This window comes from Paenibacillus curdlanolyticus YK9 (assembly GCF_000179615.1).
Lineage (GTDB): Bacteria > Bacillota > Bacilli > Paenibacillales > Paenibacillaceae > Paenibacillus_T > Paenibacillus_T curdlanolyticus.
Map to the genome: position 1 here is coordinate 285,289 of NZ_AEDD01000001.1, position 23,202 is coordinate 308,490.

The 23,202-nt window shown below is 55.0% G+C and carries 21 protein-coding genes; all 21 read left to right on the forward strand.

What is annotated here, in order from left to right:
• The first annotated feature begins 10 nt into the window (after positions 1-10).
• The 21 genes from addB to PAECUDRAFT_RS01405 all read left to right on the forward strand — a co-directional run bounded on the left by addB (position 11) and on the right by PAECUDRAFT_RS01405 (position 23,061).
• Complete coding sequence (gene addB, locus PAECUDRAFT_RS01310; protein WP_006036283.1) at positions 11-3,634, forward strand: helicase-exonuclease AddAB subunit AddB; 3,624 nt, start codon at positions 11-13, stop codon at positions 3,632-3,634.
• On the forward strand, positions 3,615-7,631 hold the full coding sequence (gene addA / locus PAECUDRAFT_RS01315) for a helicase-exonuclease AddAB subunit AddA (RefSeq protein WP_006036284.1): 4,017 nt from the start codon (positions 3,615-3,617) through the stop codon (positions 7,629-7,631). The genes addB and addA overlap by 20 nt, the downstream gene beginning before the upstream one ends.
• Positions 7,632-7,671: 40 nt before the next feature.
• Positions 7,672-8,277 (forward strand): hypothetical protein, encoded by a 606-nt coding sequence (locus PAECUDRAFT_RS01320; protein WP_006036285.1) that lies wholly within the window; start codon positions 7,672-7,674, stop codon positions 8,275-8,277.
• 101 nt (positions 8,278-8,378) lie between these two features.
• Positions 8,379-8,876, forward strand: coding sequence for a hypothetical protein (locus PAECUDRAFT_RS26240; protein ID WP_006036286.1), 498 nt, complete (start codon positions 8,379-8,381; stop codon positions 8,874-8,876).
• A gap of 172 nt (positions 8,877-9,048) precedes the next feature.
• On the forward strand, positions 9,049-9,402 hold the full coding sequence (locus PAECUDRAFT_RS01330) for a histidine triad nucleotide-binding protein (RefSeq protein WP_006036287.1): 354 nt from the start codon (positions 9,049-9,051) through the stop codon (positions 9,400-9,402).
• Positions 9,403-9,485: 83 nt separating this feature from the next.
• Positions 9,486-9,659: a 30S ribosomal protein S21 gene (gene rpsU, locus PAECUDRAFT_RS01335; protein WP_005547957.1), complete on the forward strand. Its 174-nt coding sequence runs from the start codon at positions 9,486-9,488 to the stop codon at positions 9,657-9,659.
• A 15-nt stretch (positions 9,660-9,674) separates the two neighbouring features.
• Positions 9,675-10,118 (forward strand): GatB/YqeY domain-containing protein, encoded by a 444-nt coding sequence (locus PAECUDRAFT_RS01340; protein WP_006036288.1) that lies wholly within the window; start codon positions 9,675-9,677, stop codon positions 10,116-10,118.
• Between the two features lie 148 nt (positions 10,119-10,266).
• Positions 10,267-11,673 carry an NfeD family protein gene (locus PAECUDRAFT_RS01345; protein WP_006036289.1) on the forward strand — a complete coding sequence of 469 codons (1,407 nt, stop codon included), beginning with the start codon at positions 10,267-10,269 and terminating at the stop codon, positions 11,671-11,673.
• A gap of 4 nt (positions 11,674-11,677) precedes the next feature.
• Entirely contained in the window at positions 11,678-12,664 is a 987-nt protein-coding gene (floA, locus tag PAECUDRAFT_RS01350) for a flotillin-like protein FloA (RefSeq protein WP_006036290.1), read from the forward strand.
• 8 nt (positions 12,665-12,672) lie between these two features.
• Positions 12,673-13,179 carry a hypothetical protein gene (locus PAECUDRAFT_RS01355; protein WP_144266417.1) on the forward strand — a complete coding sequence of 169 codons (507 nt, stop codon included), beginning with the start codon at positions 12,673-12,675 and terminating at the stop codon, positions 13,177-13,179.
• 132 nt (positions 13,180-13,311) lie between these two features.
• Positions 13,312-13,593 (forward strand): sporulation protein YqfC, encoded by a 282-nt coding sequence (gene yqfC, locus PAECUDRAFT_RS01360; RefSeq protein WP_006036292.1) that lies wholly within the window; start codon positions 13,312-13,314, stop codon positions 13,591-13,593.
• Positions 13,594-13,654: 61 nt separating this feature from the next.
• The gene (gene yqfD / locus PAECUDRAFT_RS01365; RefSeq protein ID WP_006036293.1) at positions 13,655-14,848 is read left to right on the forward strand and encodes a sporulation protein YqfD; all 1,194 of its coding nucleotides are present in this window, start codon (positions 13,655-13,657) and stop codon (positions 14,846-14,848) included.
• 6 nt (positions 14,849-14,854) lie between these two features.
• Positions 14,855-15,826 (forward strand): PhoH family protein, encoded by a 972-nt coding sequence (locus tag PAECUDRAFT_RS01370; protein ID WP_006036294.1) that lies wholly within the window; start codon positions 14,855-14,857, stop codon positions 15,824-15,826.
• 17 nt (positions 15,827-15,843) lie between these two features.
• Entirely contained in the window at positions 15,844-18,084 is a 2,241-nt protein-coding gene (locus tag PAECUDRAFT_RS01375) for an HD family phosphohydrolase (protein WP_006036295.1), read from the forward strand.
• On the forward strand, positions 18,081-18,578 hold the full coding sequence (ybeY, locus tag PAECUDRAFT_RS01380; protein WP_006036296.1) for an rRNA maturation RNase YbeY: 498 nt from the start codon (positions 18,081-18,083) through the stop codon (positions 18,576-18,578). Before PAECUDRAFT_RS01375 ends, ybeY begins: the two co-directional genes overlap by 4 nt.
• Before the next feature lie 11 nt (positions 18,579-18,589).
• Positions 18,590-18,943 (forward strand): diacylglycerol kinase family protein, encoded by a 354-nt coding sequence (locus tag PAECUDRAFT_RS01385; protein WP_233516704.1) that lies wholly within the window; start codon positions 18,590-18,592, stop codon positions 18,941-18,943.
• Between the two features lie 48 nt (positions 18,944-18,991).
• The gene (locus tag PAECUDRAFT_RS01390; RefSeq protein WP_006036298.1) at positions 18,992-19,435 is read left to right on the forward strand and encodes a cytidine deaminase; all 444 of its coding nucleotides are present in this window, start codon (positions 18,992-18,994) and stop codon (positions 19,433-19,435) included.
• 32 nt (positions 19,436-19,467) lie between these two features.
• Positions 19,468-20,388 carry a GTPase Era gene (gene era, locus PAECUDRAFT_RS01395; protein ID WP_006036299.1) on the forward strand — a complete coding sequence of 307 codons (921 nt, stop codon included), beginning with the start codon at positions 19,468-19,470 and terminating at the stop codon, positions 20,386-20,388.
• A gap of 119 nt (positions 20,389-20,507) precedes the next feature.
• Complete coding sequence (locus PAECUDRAFT_RS25135) at positions 20,508-20,669, forward strand: YqzL family protein (RefSeq protein ID WP_006036300.1); 162 nt, start codon at positions 20,508-20,510, stop codon at positions 20,667-20,669.
• A gap of 78 nt (positions 20,670-20,747) precedes the next feature.
• Positions 20,748-21,500, forward strand: coding sequence for a DNA repair protein RecO (gene recO, locus PAECUDRAFT_RS01400; RefSeq protein ID WP_006036301.1), 753 nt, complete (start codon positions 20,748-20,750; stop codon positions 21,498-21,500).
• Between the two features lie 163 nt (positions 21,501-21,663).
• Positions 21,664-23,061, forward strand: coding sequence for an MATE family efflux transporter (locus PAECUDRAFT_RS01405; protein WP_144266418.1), 1,398 nt, complete (start codon positions 21,664-21,666; stop codon positions 23,059-23,061).
• Positions 23,062-23,202: the final 141 nt, after the last annotated feature.

Below are 23,202 nucleotides of genomic sequence, written 5' to 3' on the forward strand. Positions count from 1 at the left end.
GGTGCAAACGATGGCTCTTCGATTTGTTCTTGGCCGCTCCGGGGCGGGGAAAACCCGGCATAGCCTGGATGAAATCCGTGCCAAGCTGCTGACGAATCCCGATGGACCGCCGCTCATTATGCTCGTGCCTGAGCAAGCGACGTTCCAAACGGAGTATGAGCTGCTTCGGGAAGCGGGAAGCCGCCGAGGCACTGTGCGCGCACAGGCGCTCAGCTTTCGGAGGCTGGCGTTTCGCGTCATGCAGGAAACGGGCGGAACGGCGTTGGTGCCTATCGATGAGAATGGCAAGAACATGCTGCTGTACAAGCTCATGCATCGGCTGGAGCCCGAGCTTCGGCTATTCCAAGGCGCCGGAGGCCAGCCGGGATTTATAGAACGGTTAGGCGAGCTGCTGACCGAGTGGAAACGCTATGGCGTCGACAACGGTCGGTTAGCCGATCTGGTCGGGACCGCCAGCGCTTCTGAAGGCGGGGCGGCATCGCCGCTTCTCGTGCGCAAGCTTCATGACCTTAGGCTGATCTATGAGGCGATGGAGCTTGAGACGGCGCATCTCTACGCAGACGCAGAAGATTATTTGACTTATTTGGCTCGCGGCTATGCATTAAGCCCGTCCTTGCACGGCGCTGAAATATGGATCGACGGCTTTCACGGCTTTACGCCCAAGGAATACGAAGCGCTGGCTGCGATTATCGGTTCGGCCGCGAATGTTACCGTAAACTTGACGCTGGATCGGCCTTACGATGGCGGAGATCGCCCTCATGAGCTTGAGCTGTTCCATCCATCGGCACAAACCTATATCCAGTTAAGGGAGCTTGCTGAGGCAGGCGGCGTAGACATTGCTTCGGTCACATCGCTGGACGAAGCTCTGCCTCGCCTGCCGAGATTTGCCCATAGCCCGGTGCTGGCCCATGTCGAGCGGCACTATGCCACTCGTCGCCCGATGGCTGATACGAAGGCCTCGATGTTTGATCCGCAGCGACCAGAGGGCCAAATTTCGCTGCATGCAGCGCCGAATCGGCGGGCAGAAGCGGAAGCGGCTGTGCGCGACATGGTGCGGCGAGCGCGTGAAGAGGGCTACCGCTGGCGCGACATGGCCATAATGGTGCGGAATGCGACGGATTATACCGATTATTTGACTGAACTTATGCAGGATTATCAAATTCCTTATTTTTTGGATCAAAAACGTACCGCATCCCATCATCCGCTCGTTGAGTTTATCCGTTCTTCCCTTGAAACGGTGCTGCATGGCTGGAAGTACGATGCAGTGTTCCGGTGCATGAAGACGGAGCTGCTGTTCCCCGGCGAGAATGAGGCTTCGAGGCTGACGCGGGAGTCGTTCGATCTGCTCGAAAATTACGCGTTAGCCGCAGGCATTGACGGCTGGCGTTGGCTGGAGATCAAAAGCTGGAGGCCGCTCGTACGCGAGTCCCTTGAGCAAGCGGAGGCAGCGGAAGCGACCCGTACGGAGCTCGAACGGTTCCAAGTTGTGCTGGAAGCAAGGGAAGCGATCGTCGCGCCGCTGCGCCAGCTAAGCGATGCTTTGCAAGGAGCGCGAAATGTCCGAACGATGTGCGAGGCGCTATACGTGCTGCTGGACCAAGCTGGCGCGGCAGACCGGCTTGAGCGGTGGAGCCGTGCAGATGCGGAAGCGGGCCGCGTGCGACAGGCAAGGTCGCATCGTCAGCTATGGGATAGCGTGATGGCGCTGCTCGATCAATTGGTGGAGATGACCGGAGACGAGCCGCTTAGCCCGGAGCTTTTTGCAGGAATGATTACGACGGGGTTAGACAGCCTGAAATTAGCTTCGGTTCCGCCTTCCCTGGATCAAGTGCTGATCGGGAGCGTTGACCGAACGCGTTCCGGCGAAGTGAAGGTTTGTTATGTGCTGGGCGCCAATGACGGCGTTCTGCCGATGCGCATGCAAGAGGACGGCGTGCTGACCGAGCAGGAAAGAGATATGCTAGCGGATGCCGGCATGCAGCTTGCTCCAAGCGTGCGGCGCCGATTGTTGGACGAGCGGTTCATGATCTATAACGCCTTGTCGGCCCCGAGCCGCCATTTATGGGTCAGCTACGCGATGGCGGATGAGGAAGGGAAAAGCTTGCATCCCTCGGAGCTGATCCGCCACTTGCGGGCAATGTTTCCATCGCTTGCCGAGCGGGGGATTTACAGCGACCCTCTCGCAGCGATGTCGACAGAGGAGCAGCTTTCGTTCGCGACGCGTCCGCATGCGGCACTGCCGCATTTGATCGCCAAGCTGAGAGAATGGCGTCAAGGAGCCGCCATTCAGCCGCTTTGGTGGGATGTGTTCAGCTGGTATGCCATCCGGCCGGAGTGGCAGGAGGCGCTGCGCCGCCGAACGGCTTCGCTTGATTATCGCAACGAAGAGCCGCCATTGCCGCCAGAGACAGCCACTATGCTGTATGGCGAACGGCTCCGCGCCAGCGTTTCGCGCATGGAACGATTCGTATCGTGTCCGTTTCAGCATTTTGCGTCCTACGGGCTAAGGCTTCAAGAGCGTGCGGTCTATCGGATCGAAGCGCCGGATATCGGCCAGCTGTTCCACGCGGCCCTTAGCCGCGTTGCGGACAAGTTCGGCCGCCGCTGGGGCGCCGTTACGGATGAGCAGGCGGCAGCCGCCGCCTCTGAGGTTGTAGACGAGCTAGCGCCTCGGCTGCAGTCGGAAATTTTGCTCAGCAGCGGTCGCCATCGGTTTATGCTCGGACGGCTGAAAGCGATCATCTCGCAGGCCGCAATCATGCTGGGCGATCACGCAAGGCGGGCATCTTTCCACCCTGTTGGGCTGGAAATCGATTTTGGCCCGGAAGGCACGCTGCCTTCGCTCGTTGTTCCGCTGCCTGATGGCGGCGAAGTGGAGCTGGTGGGCCGGATTGACCGAGTGGATGCCGCAGAGACCGAGGATGGCCTGCTTCTGCGCGTGCTTGATTACAAATCGAGCGCTACGAGCTTGCGATTGGAGGAGGTTGCCTTCGGGCTGTCGCTCCAAATGCTCGCGTACTTGGATGTCATTCTGACGCATGGTTCGAATTGGCTAGGCAAAGAAGTGAAGCCCGCAGGCGTGCTTTATTTCCATGTGCACAATCCGCTGCTTCAAGCTTCGAGCGGCATCCAAGCAGCTGAAGCGCGCAAGCTTCGGCTTAAGAAATTCAAGACGAAGGGATTGCTTATCGCTGATGAACAGGTCGTTCGCTTAATGGATGGCGAGCTGGAATCCGGGCATTCGGAGGTGCTGCCGCTGGCGCTCAAAAAAGACGGCTCCTTCTACAGCAGCTCGTCGGTTGTGCCCGAGGAGGGCTGGGATACGCTTCGCCGAACGGTTCGCCGGACGATCGGGCAAATCGGCGGCGCGATCGGCTGCGGCACGGTGGCGATTTCACCGTATCGACTCGGGGGCAAATCGCCGTGCACGTTTTGCTCGTTCAAGCCGGTGTGTCAATTCGATCCGCTGTTTGATGGGAATGACTATGTAAAGCTGCCCAAGCCGGCGAAGGATGACATTTGGCGCATGCTCGATGCCGATGAATCCGGTGAAGATCGGATGGGCAGGGCAATGGCGGATACAGCAGAAGCATTCATGACGAGGAGGGACGCACATGACAGGCGTAACGTTTAGCCCCAAGCCGGCAGGCGCGTCCTGGACGGATGACCAATGGCGCGCGGTTTCGGCGGAGGGCGGCAACGTTTTGGTTGCTGCTGCTGCCGGCTCTGGCAAGACGGCCGTGCTGGTTGAGCGCATCATTCGCAAAATATCGGCGGATACCGATGTAGATCGGCTGCTCGTCGCAACGTTTACGAAGGCGGCGGCGTCCGAAATGAAGGAGCGGGTAAGGATCGCGCTGGAAGGCGCGCTTGCCCGCGACCCGGAATCGGAGCATTTGCGCAGGCAGCTGGCGTTGATTAACCGTTCCTCGATAACGACGCTTCACTCGTTCTGCCTTGAGGTGATTCGAAGCTATTATCCGTTAATCGGATTGGACCCCGGCTTTCGAATGGCGGGCGAGACGGAGAGCGAGCTGCTTCGCATGGAAGCGCTGGATGAGCTGTTTGAGCGCAAATATGCCGGTGAAGATGAAGACAGCGGCCAGTTTTTGAACCTCGCGGAGCGATATGGCGGAGAACGCGGAGATGAGCCGCTGTATCGGCTCGTCCAGAAGCTATATGATTTCTCGAGAAGCAATCCATGGCCGGAGCATTGGCTTCGCGCGACAGCGGTCAAATTCCGCCTTCCCTCCGATATGCCGCTCAGCGCAACGGATTGGGTGGAAGCAGCCCGGGCGGATGTTCATCTGGCGCTGCAGGGAGCGGCAGGGCTATTCGAGCAAGCGCTGGCGCTTACTCGGCTGCCTGCGGGGCCTGCGCCTTATGGTGATACGCTGGATGAAGACCGGAAGGTCGTTGCGCAATTGGCGAATGCCGTTGCGTCGGAGCCTTGGGAAGCTTGGCCGGAAGCGTTCGCTTCTGCTTCATTTGGCCGATTGAAGGCGATGCGGGGCGATGAATTCGACAAGCAGCTGCAGGAACGGGCGAAGGAGCTGCGGGACAAAGCCAAAACGCTCATCGCGGGACTGACGGACAAATGGTTCCGCCGCACGCCAGAGCAGCTGCGCGAAGATTTGGAAGAGCTTGCACCGCTCATGGAGGCGCTGTCTGAGCTCGTGATTGCATTCGGCCATCGTTATGACGAGCTGAAGCGGGAGAAGGGGCTGCTTGACTTCAGCGACCTTGAGCACAGCTGCCTGCGCATCCTTCGGGCTGCTGAATCTTCGCCTGAGCAAGAGTTGCCTTCCGCTGCGGCGCTGGAATACCAGCAGCGCTTTGTTGAAATTTTGCTGGACGAGTATCAGGATACGAACACGGTGCAGGAAGCGATCGTTTCGCTCATTGCGAAGCCTGGCAACCGGTTTATGGTTGGCGACGTAAAGCAGAGCATTTATCGTTTCCGACTAGCTGAGCCGAACCTGTTCCTCACCAAATATAAAACCTATGTGCCAGCCGATCAGATCGGGGAGACTGCAGATAGTCCATCTATTTCTACCGCTTCGCAATCAGGCGTCCGCATCGATCTGGCCCGCAATTTCCGCAGCCGAGCGGAAGTCGTCGATGGCGTGAATGGCATTTTTCGTGCGGTTATGCGGGAGACGGTCGGAGAGCTGGAGTATGATGAGCGAGCGGAGCTCGTATGCGGCGCAGCCTATCCTTCGCCTGACAGGGCGGATCGTTTTGCTGCAGAGCTTGTGCTGGTCGACCGCAAAGGCACAAGCGACGTCTCAGGCATGGATGCTGGCGAATCGCTGGCGGATGAGGATTCCAGCGGTGACGCAGATGGGGAGGGCTTAACGCCAGCGATGGAAGCGGCAGAGCTGCAGACGGCGCAGCTGGAGGCGCGGGTCATTGCAAGGCGGATACGCGAGCTGATGGACGAGGGATATCCCGTATGGGACGGCAGGCGCAAGGAAACGAGGCCGCTCCAGTTCCGCGATATCGTCATTTTGCTGCGCGCTACGCAGCAATGGGCGCCGATCATGATCGAGGAGCTGCAAACGTTCGATATTCCGGCTTACGCCGAGCTAGGCACCGGCTATTTTGATGCGACCGAGGTTGAGGTGATGATGTCGCTGCTGCGCATCATCGATAATCCGTATCAGGATATCCCCCTTGCAGGCGCATTGCGGTCGCCGATCTTCGGGCTTACGGCTGAAGAGCTGGCGAAGGTGCGCATTGCGCTGCGAAGCGGCAGCTTCTACGAGGCGATTCGTTATTCGGCTTCAGCTGAAGCGCTGCCAAGCGGCGTTCAGGCCAAGCTGGAGCAGTTTCTGAGCCAGTTGGACAGGTGGCGGGAGCTTGCCCGTAGAGGCTCGCTCGTTGAGCTGCTGGCGCTGCTGTATCGCGAAACTGGCTATTATGACTTCGTCGGCGGGCTGCCAGGTGGCGCACAGCGGCAGGCGAATCTGCGTGCGCTGATGGACCGTGCGCGGCAGTATGAAGCGACCTCGTTCCGGGGGCTGTTCCGATTTTTGCGCTTTATCGAGCGAATGCGCGATACCGGCGGCGATTTAGGCTCTGCCAGAGCGTTGGGCGAGCAGGAGGACGTCGTCCGGATCATGTCGATCCACAAGAGCAAAGGGCTGGAGTTTCCGGTCGTGTTCGTAGCGGGGCTTGGCAAAATGTTCAATATGCAGGATTTGAATGCGCCCTTCCTTCTCCATAAGGAACTGGGCTACGGGCCGAAATTCATCGATGCCCAGCTGCGCGTCAGCTACCCGACGTTGCCTTACTTGGCAATCGGACGACGCATGCGGATGGAACTGCTAGCGGAAGAGATGCGAGTGCTGTACGTAGCGGTGACGAGGCCGAAGGAGAAAATGATCCTGATCGGCTCCGTATCGGATGCGGAAGCCAAGCTGGCGAGCTGGAGCGGAGCCGCTGATTTGGAAGGGCGGCTGTCGGATGACCGGCTTGCTGCCGCGCGCGCCTATTTGGATTGGGTCGGTCCGCTTGCAGTCGGCAGCGGCATGCTGACGACGATAAGCGCAGAAGGCGTCACGGCGCTGAACGAGGTGGAGCAGATCGTGTCAGACGATCGTGCGGGCGCTGACGGGGCGAGACACGTCCCGACATTAGATGCGGTTAGGCCGCCGGCGTCAGAGCAATCGGCTGCCGCAGCCGTCATTCCGCTGCAAGGCTGGCGATTTGGCGTATTGCCTGCCTCCTTGTTCGTTGATGAAGCCGCTGTAAGCGCGGAGGAGGCTGTAAGCGAGCAAGAGCATGAACTAAAGGACAAGCTGGCTGCTATCGCAGAGCTTGCCGTTATGGAGCCGTCTGATGCGTCTGACGAGGTAAACCGTCTGTTGTCTTGGACATATGGGCACACCGCATCGACAATCGTCCCGGCCAAAACCTCGGTAACCGAAATGAAACGGCTCCACGCGGAGCGCGAAGCGCTCATTTATCCGGATGCGGAGAACCCCGCAATTGCGCCAATGCTTGGCGATAACCGATTCAATGGCGCGCCAGCGTCAGCCGTTTCATCAGCCGAGGATTATACGTTCAGGCTTCGCCGCCCTCGGTTTATGGAGGAGCGCGCGCTGACGGCTGCGGAACGAGGGACGGTCAGTCACTTGTTCATGCAGCATATTCCATTAAACGGCCCAATCGATGCTGCTCTGTTGCAGCAGACGCTTGATGGATTGATTGCAAGGCATATCATGACCGCCAAGCAAGCGTCGGTCATTGACCTGCCTGCTATAAGCAGCTTCTTCGAAAGCGCCATCGGACGCCGCCTGCTGTCAGCCAGATGGATGAAGCGCGAGCTGCCGTTCAGCTGCGCGCTGCCTGCGTCCCGCATTTATGAGCAGCAGGCGGATCTGACCGACGACGAGCCGATCCTTATTCAAGGGGTTGTAGACTGCCTCTTTGAGGACGAGGAAGGCATCGTGCTGCTTGACTACAAGACAGACCAAGTTTACGGCGGCCAATGGGAAGAAGCGGCGGAGCGCCATCGATTCCAGCTTGACGTATACGCAGAGGCGTTGGAGCTGTCGATTGGCAGGCCTATCGAGGAATGCCATGTCCATTTTCTAAGCGGAGGAACGACCGTTCGGCTGCGATAAACAACCATGGTGAGCAAGTCATGATCGGAGGACATTGAACGTGAACAAAGAAACGACGAAGAAAAGATCTTATACGGTACCTGTTTTGCTGGTGCTCCTTACCTTTTGCCTGATTGGCAACGTGCTTCTGTACTCGCTGAAGCTTCAGAACGGACAGGACGACAAGCGGGCTGAAGGCGAAGCCATTATCGCCGCAGGCATGGAAGCCAAGCAGCATGTCCAGTTGGTCGCGGCATCACTGGGGCAGCTGGCTGCATCGACGGATGCAGCGGACCGTACAGCGACGATGTACGCACTAGGACAAGCGTTCCAGCACGCACCGAAGCTTTCGGTGTTTATTGAAGCGGCGCAAGCGCGTACGCTGCCCCCGCATAAGCCGGCGGTGCAAACGGCTGAGGCGTTTGTCGCTGACGCGGAACAGTCGCTTTCGAAGCTGGGAACGCATGCGGGCGCTTTAACGGAGCAAGAGAAGCGGTACGTAGCTTCGTTAGCGGATGCTTATAAGCAGCTTGGCGCAATATTGGAGTCGTTCGACCTGAATCCAACGGATAAAATGGTGGCGATGTCCACGCAAAGCGGCGGAAGCTGGGTGGAGATTGGCCAGAAGCTGCAGCAAATTATTGATCAATCGAACCCGAAGCTGTAAGGTTCTTTACACCGCGGCAATGTTTCGGATAAACGCCTAGTCCAGTTGTAGCCGAACGCCTATTTCTGCATACAGTGTAGGAAATAGGAGGGTGATTCTGTATGGAGCTAGGAAAAACAATTCAGAAACTATCGCCGCTCAAAACGGATGCGTCAGCGAAGCCAGGCGCATCGGTGAAGCCAGCTGCAACTGGGAAGCAAGGCACGCACGTCAAAACGCCGACGAATGTTATGCCGATGCCTTTGCCAGCGCCTGTGAAGCCGGAGGTTACGGCGCCGGCAGCACCGAACAAAATGGAAATGAAGCACTGGTGCAATCAGCATATGCATCGTTATGTATTGGCACGGACGTATAATGGCTGGTGCACGGACGGCATTGTCGAGCATATCGATGATGAATTTGTTTGCTTGGCGGTGCCATGCGGAGTCATGATGGTTGATTCGCGCGGCTTTGGCCCTTTCAGCCCGTTTGGCGGACCGTTCGGCGGACCGTTCGGCGCACCATTTTACCCGTATCCGTACTACCCAAGACGCCGCTTCATTCGTCAGACGCTGCCGCTGGCTGCGCTTGTCGGCTTGTCGCTGCTTCCGTTTTATTGAGCTTGATAGCTTGATGCACAGCCCTTAAGTAGCGCCTAGTGCCTTCCGTGCGTGCAGTACGGCAGTGTGCTTGGCGCTTTTTGGTTGCTTAGGATTGGACGAGCGTTCCATATTTGAATTATGATAGAGATAACCATAATTGCCGCACAGGCAAAGGAAGGGAGTTTCGATCATGTGTATTTTTTGTAAAATTGTCCAAGGTGAAGTGCCGTCCCGTAAAGTGTATGAAAGCGAACAGGTTGTTGCCTTCCACGACATCACGCCGCAAGCGCCAGTACATATCATCATTATTCCGAAAAAGCATATTGTTACGATGAACGAAGTGGAGACAGGCACGGATGATGCGGTCATCGCCGAGCTGTTCGCTGCGGCCCGCAAAATCGCGCAAGAGCTTGGCATTGCTGAGTCTGGCTACCGTCTCGTGAACAACTGCAATGAGGATAGCGGCATGGAGGTTAGCCATCTGCACTTCCACTTGCTGGGCGGCAGAAAATTGGGATCGATTGTTTCGAATACTGTAAGTTGACACTGCCTTTCCTTTTCATCTATAATGAAATTTGATTACGGTCAAATTCTCTGGACGGTCTGTTTCGGAGGGAGGGAAAACTGGTGTCTGAAACGAAAGTTCGCAAAAATGAGACAATCGATGCTGCACTCCGCCGCTTCAAGCGCTCCATCGCGAAGGACGGCGTTCTTGCTGAGGTTAAGAAACGCAAGCATTACGAGAAGCCTAGCGTGAAACGCAAGAAGAAGTCCGAGGCTGCGCGTAAAAGAAAGTTTTAGGAGGATCATTCCACAATGAACCTTAGCGATCGATTGAACGACGATATGAAGCAAGCGATGAAGAATCAGGACAAGTTCAAGCTTACAACGATTCGCATGATTCGTGCTTCCGTCAAGAACGCAGAGATTGATTTGAAGCGTCCCTTGGAGGATAGCGAAGTGCTTGATATACTGAGTCGGGAGATCAAACAACGTAAAGATTCCCTCCAAGAATTTGAAAAAGCGGGCCGCGACGATCTTGCAACAACTGTTGCCGCAGAAATCGATATTATTGGTGTATACCTTCCCGAGCAGCTGACAGAAGTAGAAATCAAGTCAATTGTACTGCAGGCCATCCAGGAAACCGGTGCTTCTTCAAAAGCCGAGATGGGAAAAGTCATGAGCGCTCTCATGCCAAAGGTAAAAGGGCGAGCGGACGGTAAACTAGTAAACACGATTGTGCAACAATCATTGCAATAGCATTCGTACGGACAAGTAACACTCCCTATCTTAGGGAGTGTTTTTTCTATGCGCTCATGTATATCGAGCAGAAAACGCAACGTAATGGTAAAATATGCGTATGGATGGTTACGATGACGAGGCTATGCCATGAAGGGGGAATACAGGTTTGTTCCAACCAGGCAATAGGTTACAAGCGCTGCAGCTCGCCAAGGTCTGGGCAGTAGGGCTGCTGGCTATGCTGCTGCTGCCGTGGCTGTTTCAATCGGTTGCGCTTGCCGAGATGAAGCCTGCGCCTGCCGCAGGAGGCGCCGTGTATGTGATTCATGCCAAGCAAACGGTGCAGGCGGGGCTCCAATCTTTCTTGGAGCGCGCATACAAGGAGGCAGAGGAGGCGCGGGCTGAGCGAATCGTCCTCGTCTTGAACACGTATGGCGGACGCTTGGACAGCGCTGAGGAGATCGGCGGCTTAATAAAAGCAAGCAAGGTGCCGACTACGGTGTTCGTTGAAGGGAAAGCGGTATCGGCGGGGACGTATATCGCGCTGAACGCCGAGCAGATCGTTATGCAGCCAGGCAGCACGATCGGAGCGGCAGCCGTTGTAGATGGGTCAGGCGAGCTGGTCGACAATCCGAAGACGGTATCGTTCTGGACCAGCGAGATGATGGAGGCGGCTCGTCTTCATGGCCGTGATCCAAATTATGCAGCGGCGATGACGGATGTGAATGCTGAAATTAAGTTAACGGCAATCGGGCGGACGAAGGAAAGGGGAGATATCCTTACCCTTACCGCATCGGAAGCGTTAAAAGCAGGCTATGCCGAGCATCTCGCTGCGAATGTAGATGAAACGCTGAAGTGGCTGGGGTTGAATGAGCGCTCCTTAATTGATGTTTCGCCTTCAGCGGCGGAACGAATCGCGGGCTGGTTGACCTCGCCGCTAATGATCACCGTCCTGCTAGTACTGGGCATTGCGGGGATTGCGCTGGAAATGATTCTTCCAGGCTTCGGCATTCCGGGAATTATCGGCATCCTATCGTTCGTGCTGTTCTTTACGGGGCATTATATCGCAGGCTTCGCCGGCCGAGAGTCGGTGCTGCTCTTTATACTAGGCATCGTCCTGCTTGTGCTGGAGCTGTTTATTCCAAGCTTTGGCATACTAGGTATACTCGGGGCTATTGCTCTGGTCGCAGGCGTAGTCACCGCAGCCCAAAGCGCCCTCGTAGCGTTGTATGCGCTCATGATCGCTATGGCGGTAGCTGCTGCCATCGTGTACATCATTGCGAAGAAATACAGCCATCGCGGAATCTGGAACAAATTTATTCTTCGCGATAAGCTTTCGACCGAGGAAGGGTATGTATCCAGCCCTTCGCGCGTAACGTTAATCGGACAGCAGGGTCTGACCATAACGCCGCTGCGTCCGGCAGGCGCGATCGAGCTCAATGGCGAGCGCGTTGACGTTGTAACGGATGGGCAGTTCGTCCCTGCGGGCACGCCGGTCGAAGTTGTGCTGGCAGAAGGAACTCGAATCGTCGTCAAACCAACGTCCCACACATCTAATCCAAATGGAGGGGTTTAATTTCATGGAGCCGCAAGTGGTAACTTTTTTGGTCATAGCTGTAGTCGCTGTCATTTTGCTATCCATCTTTCTTAGTTTTTTCCCCATTATGCTATGGGTTTCGGCACTCGCATCGGGGGTTCGTATAAGCATCATTACGCTGGTTGCCATGCGCCTACGCCGCGTCGTGCCTAGCCGTATTGTGAATCCGCTCATTAAAGCGACCAAAGCAGGCTTGGGATTAACGATCAATCAGCTGGAAAGCCACTTCCTTGCAGGCGGTAACGTGGATCGCGTCGTCAACGCACTTATTGCTGCGCAGCGCGCGAACATTCCGCTCGTATTCGAGCGGGCAGCGGCGATCGACCTTGCAGGCCGTGATGTGCTGCAGGCTGTACAAATGAGCGTAAATCCGCGCGTCATCGAGACGCCGATTGTCGCGGCTGTCGCTAAGGATGGCATTGAGGTAAAGGTTAAAGCTCGGGTAACGGTTCGCGCGAACATCGAGCGGCTCGTCGGCGGCGCTGGCGAAGAGACGATTATCGCGCGCGTAGGCGAAGGGATCGTCACGACGGTAGGCTCCTCCAATTCGCATAAGGATGTATTGGAAAATCCGGATCTGATCTCCCGCACCGTTCTTGGCAAAGGCTTGGATGCAGGTACGGCATTCGAAATTTTGTCGATCGACATCGCGGATGTGGACGTAGGCAAAAACATTGGCGCACATTTGCAAACAGAGCAAGCGGAGGCAGACAAGCGGATTGCGCAGGCAAAAGCGGAGGAGCGCCGCGCAATGGCTGTCGCGCAAGAGCAAGAGATGAAAGCCAAGGTCGTAGAGATGCGCGCACGCGTGGTGGAATCGGAGTCTCAGGTTCCGCTGGCAATGGCTGATGCGCTGAAGAGCGGCAAGCTAGGCGTAATGGACTATATGAACATGAAAAACATTGAAGCCGATACCCATATGCGCAGCTCCATCGGCAAACCAGATTCGCAGCCTGACGATAAGGCGTAATGAGCGCGATGGAAGATTTAATTTCGTTCCTGCTTCATAACATTTACATCGTCGTGGTTGTCGTTGGCTTCTTATTCTCGATGTTGAACAAGAGCAATAAAAGCAAGGGAAGAAACAGAAGAATGCCGGATTTCGGCAATGGCGGGGACCAGCCTTCCGGTCAACCGGCTCGCACGGGGCGCGTGCAGCGGTCAGACGAGAGCGATCCGCGTCCAACGATGGCGCAGCCGCTCGCCGAGCCTAGACCCCAGCAGCGCCAGCCAGCGCCAGCAGAAGCGTATGAAGCGCCTGCGGCGGTTTCTGCTGGCGTAAGGGCGGCTGAACCCGTGCAGCGCGTTGGCGCACGGTCAGAGCGCCCGTCCCGCCTATCGACCGCAGCGGATTCCTCTCAGCCTCCCCTTGCTTCAAGGGAGCGGCAGAACGAGCTGAAGCCGACAGCGGAGACGCTCAGGCAAGCTGTTCTCTGGTCCGAGATATTAGGACCGCCGAGGGCGAAGCGTCCGTTTCGCCGATAATTCGTTTCACGATAGTCCGTGTTGATGCTGGATCTTGCGATCCTCTTCAGCACGGGCTTTTTTATTTGGCTTCATAATCCGAAGGGGTGCCGCATAGTTTGGTAAAGTACGGGAAGGGGGAACGGGAATCGGATGCGCCGCATGAACCGTAAGTTACAGAAGTTAACAGCCGATCTGTTAGAGCTGCCGCAGGATGTCGTTTACGACCTTCCCCGTCTGACGATGATCGGTGACCGGCAGCTCTATATCGAGAACCATCGCGGGGTGCTTCATTTCTCAAGCGACCGGTTGCGATTGGCGCTTAGCAAGGGCGAGCTGGAAGTGACGGGAGCGAATCTGATTATCCGGACAATCTGGACGGAGGAAGTATTCGTGGAAGGCGTCATTAAACATATCGAAGTGCACGGCATGTAAGGCGATCTGAACCGGCGAGCCTGCCGGTTCGCTATCGGGGGACAAGAGAGGAGAGGGCGGCGTGAAAGGGACTTGGATGCAATGGGTAAAAGGGATCGTGACGGTGCAGGTTCGCGGCGACGAGCCTGAGTCGTTCGTTAACCGAGCGCTCGCCGGCGGGCTGGAGCTGTGGTCGATTCGCCGGACAAGCGGGGGCGAACTGGAGTTCGAGACGACGGTAGGCCATTTTTTCCGTATGCGGCCTTATTTGAAGCGGACGAGCTGTCGTGTCCATGTCGCGGGGCGCGAAGGCATGCCCTTCTGGGTCGTTAAGCTTCGCCGCCGCGTATTTTTTGCGATGGGGCTGCTTATTTTCCTCATTGGCATGTATGTGCTCTCCTCTCTAGTCTGGAGCGTTCAGGTGAAAGGGAATATCCATATCTCGGATGATCAAATCTTGCAAGCGGCTGAAGCGGAAGGCATCCATCAGCTGCAATGGTCGTTCAAGCTCGAGGAGCCTGCTTTGCTCGCCAAGCGATTGGCAGCCCGGCTGCCTGATGCCGCGTGGGTTGGCGTACAGAAGAAGGGAACCTCGATCGTCATCAGCGTCGTCGAGTCGACCAAGCCGGAAGCGGGCCCTTTGCTTAACCCTCGACATCTTATCGCGTCGGCCAATGCGGTCATTACTGAAATTCAAGCGGATGCTGGAAGGCCTGTCGTCAAACGAAACATGCGCGTCCAGAAAGGGGATATTCTGATCTCCGGGACGATTGGCGGCGAAACGGACACGCAAACCGTCGTTGCGAAGGGCAAGGTCCGCGGGCTGGTTTGGCATGAATATACGATCGTTTCTCCTTTAACAGAAAAGGTTAAAGTATATACAGGGGAATCCAAAATCAAATGGCATCTCGTTCTTGGCGACCGCGCGCTGCAGGTCAGCGGGTTCGGAGACAGCCCCTTTGCAACATTCGAGACCGTGCAATTGGAAGAGAAGGCTTCATGGCGCGGGCTCCATCTGCCCGTAGGACGCTTGAAAGAAACGGTGCTGGAGGTGCGTCTGGATGAGCGCGTATTGTCCAAAGAGGAAGCGATATCCAAAGGGATCCAGCAGGCAAAAGCCGATTTGATGACCAAAGCGGGGTCGGATGCCGTCGTTCTAGCCGAAAAACTTTTGCATGAAAAGACGGAGAATGGTAAAGTTTATTTGAAAGTGCTTCTGGAAGTCGAACAATCAATTGTTGCAGAAATGCCACTAGTACCCATGCAAGGAGAATGAGTCTATTTGCACAATGAGACGAAGATCGTAAAATTGACGCTGCGCAACGCAGCGGAGGGACTTGCCGTATTCGGCCCCCAAGATCGGTACTTGCGGCTGATAGAAGGCCAAATGAACGCATCAATCCAGTCGAGAGATGCTGAGATCGTCATTACGGGCGAACCCGCGGAGGTTGAATCGCTGGAGCAATTGTTCAGCGTGTTGCTTCAGCTTATCCGCGGCGGCTTCACGCCAACAGAGCGGGACGTAACGTATGCGCTCGAGCTGGCTCGCCAGCTGCAGGCAGATCAGCTGCTAGACCTGCTGACCTATACGATTACGACAACTTACAAAGGAAAGCCGATTCGGGTTAAGACGATTGGCCAACGGCATTATATTCATACGATCAAAAAGAAAGATATCGTCTTTGGGATAGGGCCTGCGGGAACGGGCAAGACGTATCTGGCGGTAGTTTTGGCTGTCGCCTCGCTCAAGGAAGGCGCTGTTAAGAAAATCATGCTGACGCGCCCTGCCGTAGAGGCTGGCGAGAACCTAGGCTTCCTCCCTGGCGATCTGCAGGAGAAGGTAGACCCTTACTTGCGCCCGTTATATGATGCGCTGCATGATGTGCTCGGGCTGGAGCAGACGACGAAGCTGTTCGAGCGCGGCATGATTGAGGTAGCTCCACTGGCTTATATGCGCGGGCGTACGCTGGACGACTCTTTTATCATTTTGGACGAGGCGCAGAACACGACGCCCGAACAAATGAAAATGTTTTTAACACGCCTGGGCTTCGGCTCACGGATGGTAATCACAGGCGACGTAACGCAGATCGACTTGCCTCGGGGCAAGAAATCGGGCCTGATTGAAGCGTCGCGCATTTTGCAGGGCATTGACGAAATCGGATTCATTACCTTCTCGGAGCAGGATGTCGTACGCCACACCTTGGTGCAGAAAATTATAACGGCTTACAACCATGACGCGGAAAACCAAGCATAGAGAGGATTGTACGCTGCATGAACCGGAATAAGGACAACCGACCAGGATATTCTTCAAGGACGACAGGATGGAAGCAAAGCGCGGGCGTACGCTACGCGCTGCTTTTTCTGTTCATGCTGCTGTTTTATTTTAACTTGTCTCCTTATCTCGTGCCTCAGACGTACGATGTGAAGAAGGGGGCCGTAAGCGAAAAAACAATTGAGGCGCCTAAGCCGATTTTTGACGAGAAAGCGACGCTTCAAGCGCAGGAGAAAGCGGCCGAAGCGGTCGAGCCGATATACACATACGTCGCGCTTCGCGGCGATCAGCTGGTGGATCAAATATTCGCGCGCATGGATCAGTTGAATCTGGATGATGGCGTAAGCACTGCTGACAAGATCGAAATTTACCGCAATGAGATTCCCGGCAAATATGACGAGTACCTTGATCGGTTCGCAAAATCGAATAATGGTCTGGGCGCTTATAATGAATCGCTGCTGGAAGAAATGCTTCGCGCAGCGAAGGAGCAGCGGTATACGGTCCCGGAAGAGACCTATTATAAGCTGCCGAAGCTGTCGCAAGACCAGCTTGCCGATATGCGCGGCATCGCGATGGAAGTCGTCCGCAAGCTGATGTCGGATCAGCTTCGGGATGCAGAGACCGCTCGTACGCGAGTTGCGGAGCTGATCAATGCCAGCTCTCTCTCGAATCGTTCGGCACGGGAAATTGTGCAGGAGCTTGCTCGTTATGCGATCATGCCGAACAAGTTTTATGACAAGGAAGCGACCAACAACGCGAGAGCAGCGGCGCGCGAGCAGACGCAGCGGGTCGAGATCGCCGAAGGCGACGTGATCGTAGCCAAAGGCGAGTTAATAACGGCTGAGAAATATGAGCTGCTGGAAAATGCGGGGCTGCTTCAGGACAAACGTTCCTATTGGCCGCAGCTAGGCGCATTTCTGCTGGCGCTGTTATTCGTCGTCGTCCTGTTCAGCTACATGGCGCAATCCGGCGGAATAAGCGGTTCCAAACCTAAATTCGGCAATCCGCAGCTGCTGATGCTGCTGCTTATCTTTTTTATTAATTTGACGATTATGCAGATCGTCAGCCTGGCTCAGACATCTTCGACCTCGTTCGTGGGCTATCTTGCCCCGGTTGCAACGGGTACGATGCTCATCGCGCTGCTGCTCGATATGAACGTTGCAATTGTAAGCTCGTTTCTGTTTGCAATCGCTGGCAGCATCATTTTCAATGTAAGCCGGGAGCGCTTGTTTGATTTCAATTACGGGTTCGTGATTGCCGTGGTATCGTTTTCTGCTATTTTTGCGGTGCATCGCGCCAGTCAGCGCTCGACGATTTTGAAAGCGGGCATCATGGCGAGCTTATTCGGCGCAGTATCCGTGCTGGCTATTCAACTGCTAGGGGAAAAGATCGATCAAACGGAGCTCATATATGCGACGGGCTTCGCTTTCGCCAGCGGATTGATAACGGCCGTATTGGTGATTGGAATTGTGCCGTTCTTCGAGGTGACGTTTGGCATCTTGTCGGCGCTCAAGCTCATTGAGCTGTCGAGTCCGAATCATCCATTGCTGCGGAAGCTGCTGACCGAGACGCCGGGCACTTATCATCATAGCGTAATGGTCGGCAACCTGTCCGAAGCGGCAGCCGAGTCGATTGGAGCAGATGGGCTCCTATGCCGGGTCGGCTCCTTCTACCACGACATCGGCAAGACGAAACGGCCGAACTATTTTATCGAAAACCAGACCAATATCGAGAACCCGCATGATTCCATCGAGCCGAAGCTGAGCAAGTCGATCATTGTCGCGCATGCGCGCGATGGCGTGGACATGCTCAGAGGCTACAACATCCCGAAACCGATCCGGGACATTGCGGAGCAGCATCATGGCACGACTTTTTTGAAATACTTTTACCACAAAGCGTTGAAGCAAGCGGAGGAGCAAGGCGTAGAGGCGGATTTCACGGCTGACGATTTCCGTTATCCAGGACCGAAAGCGCAATCGAAGGAAGCGGCGATCGTCGGCATCGCGGATTGCGTGGAGGCAGCCGTTCGAAGCTTGCGCAAGCCTACGATGGAACAGATCGAAACGATGATCCACAAAATTATTAAGGACCGTTTGGATGACCATCAATTTAACGAATGCGACTTGACGATGAAAGAGCTCGATAAAATCGCGCAGACGCTGAAAGAAGCGGTAATCGGCATTTTCCATTCGCGGATTGAATACCCAGACGATGTCAAACCGAAGGAGCGGCTAGCATGAGCTTGCAATTGGATTGGAGCAACGAGCAGGACAAGATTGAAATTCCCGAGGCGTGGATTACTCGACTGGAGCAGCTTCTGCAGATCGCCGGCGAGCAGGAGGGACTGACCGAGGGCGATGTTTCGCTTACGTTTGTGGATGACGAGGAAATCCACCGGTTGAACCGCGATTTCCGACATATCGATCGGCCAACGGACGTGTTGTCGTTCGCGATGCAAGAGGATGGCGAGGATGAGCCGGAGATCGTATTCGAAGTGGAGTCGGAGGATGAACCGGACCCGTTCTCGGGCATGCTCGGCGATATTATCATTTCGACAGAGCGCGCGCTTGCGCAAAGCGAAGAGTACGGCCACTCGTTGGAGCGCGAAATCGGCTTTTTGTTCGTGCACGGTTTTTTGCATTTGATCGGTTATGACCACGAGGATGCAGAGGGTGAAGCGGAGATGACGGCGAAGCAGGAAGCGGTGCTCCAGAAGGCCGGCTTGCCGCGATAATGCGGACGTTTATGCGCAGCGTGCATTATGCGGTTGAAGGAATTGCATATGCCGTGCGTACACAGCGGCATATTCGAGTTCATCTTACAACAACCGTCATTGTCTGTATTGCAGCAGCGTGGGCGCGCCTATCGCCTCTGGAATGGACGGCGCTGCTCATCATGTGCGCTGTCGTTATCTCGCTTGAAATGCTGAATACGGCTATTGAGCTGACGGTTGATCGAATGGGATTGGAGCGACATCCGCTAGCTAAAGCCGCTAAGGATGTCGCAGCTGGCGCTGTGCTGTTAGCCGTTGTTTTTGCAATCGTAGTCGGCATCCTGCTGCTCGGTCCGCCAATTTGGCAGCGCGTATTCGGAGCCTGATCGGTTCGGCCAGAGACGGCGATGTGCGGAAGAAGAGGGGGAGCGGGCATGAGTGGAACGGAGGAACAGCTGATTAAGCCGGAATGGCGGCAGCTTATGAATGCGGCACGGGAGGCTCGCGAGCGGGCGTACGTGCCGTATTCCCATTTTCAAGTTGGGGCAGCTTTGCTGGATGCGAATGGCCACATCCACTATGGCTGCAATGTGGAAAACGCTGCGTACGGCCCGACGAATTGCGCGGAGAGAACGGCTTTGTTTCGGGCGATTGCAGATGGATGCGGGCCGCAATCGTTTCGCGCGATTGCAGTGATTGGCGATACGGCTGCGCCGATCACGCCATGCGGCGTTTGCCGACAGGTGCTTATTGAGCTTGGCGGGCCGGCACTGCCTGTTATTATGGGCAATTTGAACGGCGATATTGTCGTCAAAACCGTGGGCGAGCTGCTGCCTGGCGCTTTCACCTCTTCAGATTTGAATGAAAATACGAACTAATCGAGATACGACAGGAAGGAATTAACGAATTAATGAAACAGGACAATCAGAACGGGAAAAAGAAGTTTCACTCCGGCTTTGTAGCGATCGTAGGCCGCCCGAATGTAGGCAAATCGACGCTTATGAATCATATTATCGGTCAAAAGATCGCGATTATGTCGGACAAGCCACAGACAACTCGGAACAAAATCCATGGCGTGTACACGAAGGATGACAAGCAAATCGTATTTCTCGATACGCCAGGCATTCATAAGCCGCAATCCAAGCTAGGCAACTTCATGGTCAAGTCGGCCGTGAACGCCCTTGATGAGGTAGAAGCGGCGCTGTTCCTGATCGACGTGTCTGAAGGCATTGGCGGCGGCGACCGCTTTATTATTGAACAGTTGAAAAATGTGAAAAACACGCCGGTATTCCTCGTCATGAACAAAATCGACAAGGTAAAGCCGGAAGAGCTGCTCAAAATCATTACGCAGTATAAGGATTTGTATGATTTTGCCGAGATCATTCCGATCAGCGCGCTTCAAGGCAACAATGTCGAGACGCTGCTGGAGCAGCTTGGCCGTTACTTGCCGGAAGGGCCGCAGTATTATCCGGCTGACCAAATTACGGACCATCCGGAGCAATTCGTATGCGCGGAGCTCATTCGCGAGAAAATTTTGCACCAGACGCGGGAAGAAATCCCGCATTCCATTGCGGTTACGATTGAGGATATGCGCGTACAGGAGAATGGCGTCGTTTACATCGGCGCAGTCATCTTCGTGGAGCGTGATTCGCAGAAGGGGATTATTATCGGCAAGCAAGGCGCATTGCTGAAGGAAGTAGGCAAGCAAGCTCGCCGCGATATCGAAACGCTGCTGGGCTCGCGTACATTCCTTGAGCTATGGGTTAAGGTGAAGAAGGACTGGCGCAACTCGGAACGAACGCTGAAGGATCTCGGGTTCCGCCACGATTAGGCTGCCATCGCTCGATTAACGAATTTTGTCACGGATACCGTTTCACCCTTTATCGCATCCTACGAAGGTCAGGGCAATGTGTTTGCGATTTCTGACAGGGCGGAAAGGGTGAATACGGAATGCGAGATTTTTCGTGGAAGTATTTTGCGTTAACCGGCAATGTTGACGCGTTTTTGCTCTACAAGGAAATGCACCAATTCAGTCAAGATGAGCTAGCTAGTGACGGTATTCCAGACGAGTTGCAGGAACAGGGCGAGGAAGGAGCGCCGTCACTGGTGTAGTGACGTGCGGCAACGGGCATCCGCTGCTTGCGGCTGGAGAGGCGATAGCAGCGATTGCCTGCGATGGGGGAAATGGGGATGCTTTACCGGACCAACGCCATAATTATTCGAAGCATGGATTATGGGGAAGGCAACAAAATCGTGACCCTGCTGACAGAGGGCGGGAGCAAGGCCGGCGTCATTATTCGAGGCGCTAAGAAAGCTCGAAGCCGGCATGGCTCGCTCGCTCAGCCGTTTACATACGGTGAATTCGTTTTTTTTCGCGGCGGCGGAGGCGGGCTAGGCACGTTGAATCATGGGGAAATTATGGAGTCGAATCATTTGCTCCGAGAGCGGCTTGAATTAGCTGCTTACGCATCCTATGCGGCGGAGCTTGCGGATCGAACGCTGCAGGATGACGAGGCGGACCCGTTCCTATATGCGCAGCTCAAAGCGTGCTTTGAAGCGATGCAGCAGGATAAGGATCCGCAGATCGTCAGCCATCTTTTCGAGATGAAGGTGCTGCAGCGCGCAGGCTACGATCCACAGCTGAATGCATGTATTTCCTGCGAATCGGAGGAAGGGCCGTTTGCGGTAAGCGCAGGTGGCGGGGGCGTTTTATGCAGACGCTGTATGCATCGGGACCCTTACGCGATACGGCTATCCGAAGGCGCGATGAAGGTGCTCCGGCTGTTTCGTTCGCTTGATTTGCGTCGTCTAGGCAATGTGACGTTAAAGCAAGAAACGAAAACAGAAGTAAAGAAAGCGATGCGGCGACTGTTGGATACGCATATTGGGCTGCAGCTCAAATCGCGGAGCTTTTTGGATCAAATGGACAAATACGAGCTCTAAACAGAATAATAGGCTAAATGGAAGAGATGCCCGCATAATGCGGGTGTCTCTTTGTTTATTTCAGCGTTTTCCGTCTTATAAAGCGGAATTTGCTCGGATATGCGGTTTGACCAACGTTGGTTATGCGCTTACAATGGTTCGGAGACAGGGGGGCATTGACAGCATGGTTAATAAAAAGCAGTCGTCCGCCACGCTTCCATCTATATCCATATGGGCATTAACTTGGCCGATTATGATCGAGATGATGCTGCAATTTATGCTGGGAACAGCGGATACCGTTATGGTTAGCCGGATCTCAGATGATGCAGTTGCCGTGGTAGGGATATCGAATCAATTTTTTAATGCCGTCATTATGATGTTCTCGCTCGTATGCAGCGGAGCAGGCATTTTGATCGCTCAGAAGCTTGGTGCAAACAAACGCTATGAGGCGCGTCAAATTGGCATTATGTCCGTTTCCATAACAGCTATGTTAGGCGTCGTCATATCGCTTATTTTAATTTTTGCAACGAATCCGATTATCGCCATGCTCCAAGTGCCTGAAGCTATTCGGCCGCTGGCGCATACCTACATGTCGATCGTCGGCGGCGGCATGATCGTTACGGCGCTTAACCTGTCCTTCAGCACGGCGGTGCGCAATACGGGCGACACGCGCTCGCCTATGCTCATTGCAGTCGGCATGAATGTGCTGCATATTGCACTGAACTACGCGTTTATTTTTGGGGCGTTCGGGTTTCCGAAGTGGGGGCTGTTCGGCGTTGCCATCTCGATGATTATTGCACGGAGTACAGCCATGCTGTTTCAGTTCCGACTATTCCGTCATGCGTTCGGGGAACGGATACGGTTTGGCGAGTTTACTCGCTTCAACGGCAAGCTGTTGAAAGAAGTGCTGAAGCTGGGATGGCCGCTTAGCATGAACGGCGGCTCTTGGACGCTTTCGCAGCTGGTCATCTATTCGATTATTGCGTCGATGGGCGCGGAAGAGCTTGCCACACGTACGTATATGAATACGATTGAATCGTTTGCTTTTTTGTTCGGCTGGTCGCTTGCGATGGGCGTACAAATTCGAATCAGCCACCTGTTTGGCGCCGGTCGCTATCGCGAAGTTTATTATGATGCGTTCAAGGTACTCGGCTGGGGCGTTGTGATCGTGCTTGCGAACACGGTGCTTATGCTCTTATTCCGGCGACAGCTGTTAGGGCTGTTTACGGAGGATCAATGGATCATCGACACGGCGATGACGCTGCTCTGGCTTAATCTGGTGCTGCAGCCGGGGAAAATGCTGAATATGGCGCTGGGGCAATCGTTAAGCGCAATCGGCGATAGCCGAGTGATCATGCTCTACTCGCTGCCGATCATGTGGGCGCTGTCGGTCGGCTTATCCTATATGCTTGCTGTTCCTGTCGGGTTCGGCTTGCTTGGCATCTATGCGGGCATGATTGCGGACGAATATGTCCGGGGCATTTCAAGCCTATTCCGTTGGCGGCATCATCGTAAAAAAGCGTTTGCGAGCGAATTTCCCGAGCTGCAAAATGTGAAAGCTGCCAATACGGCATCGATTTGACATTGTGAACAAAAACGAATACTATATTTCAAGGCAATACGAAATAAGGACGTTTTATATGCGCGTTGAAGGAGAAAGTAATCGATCGTGATCGACAGCCAAGCGATTCGGGGACAGTGCGAGCCCGAGCGGATCAATCGA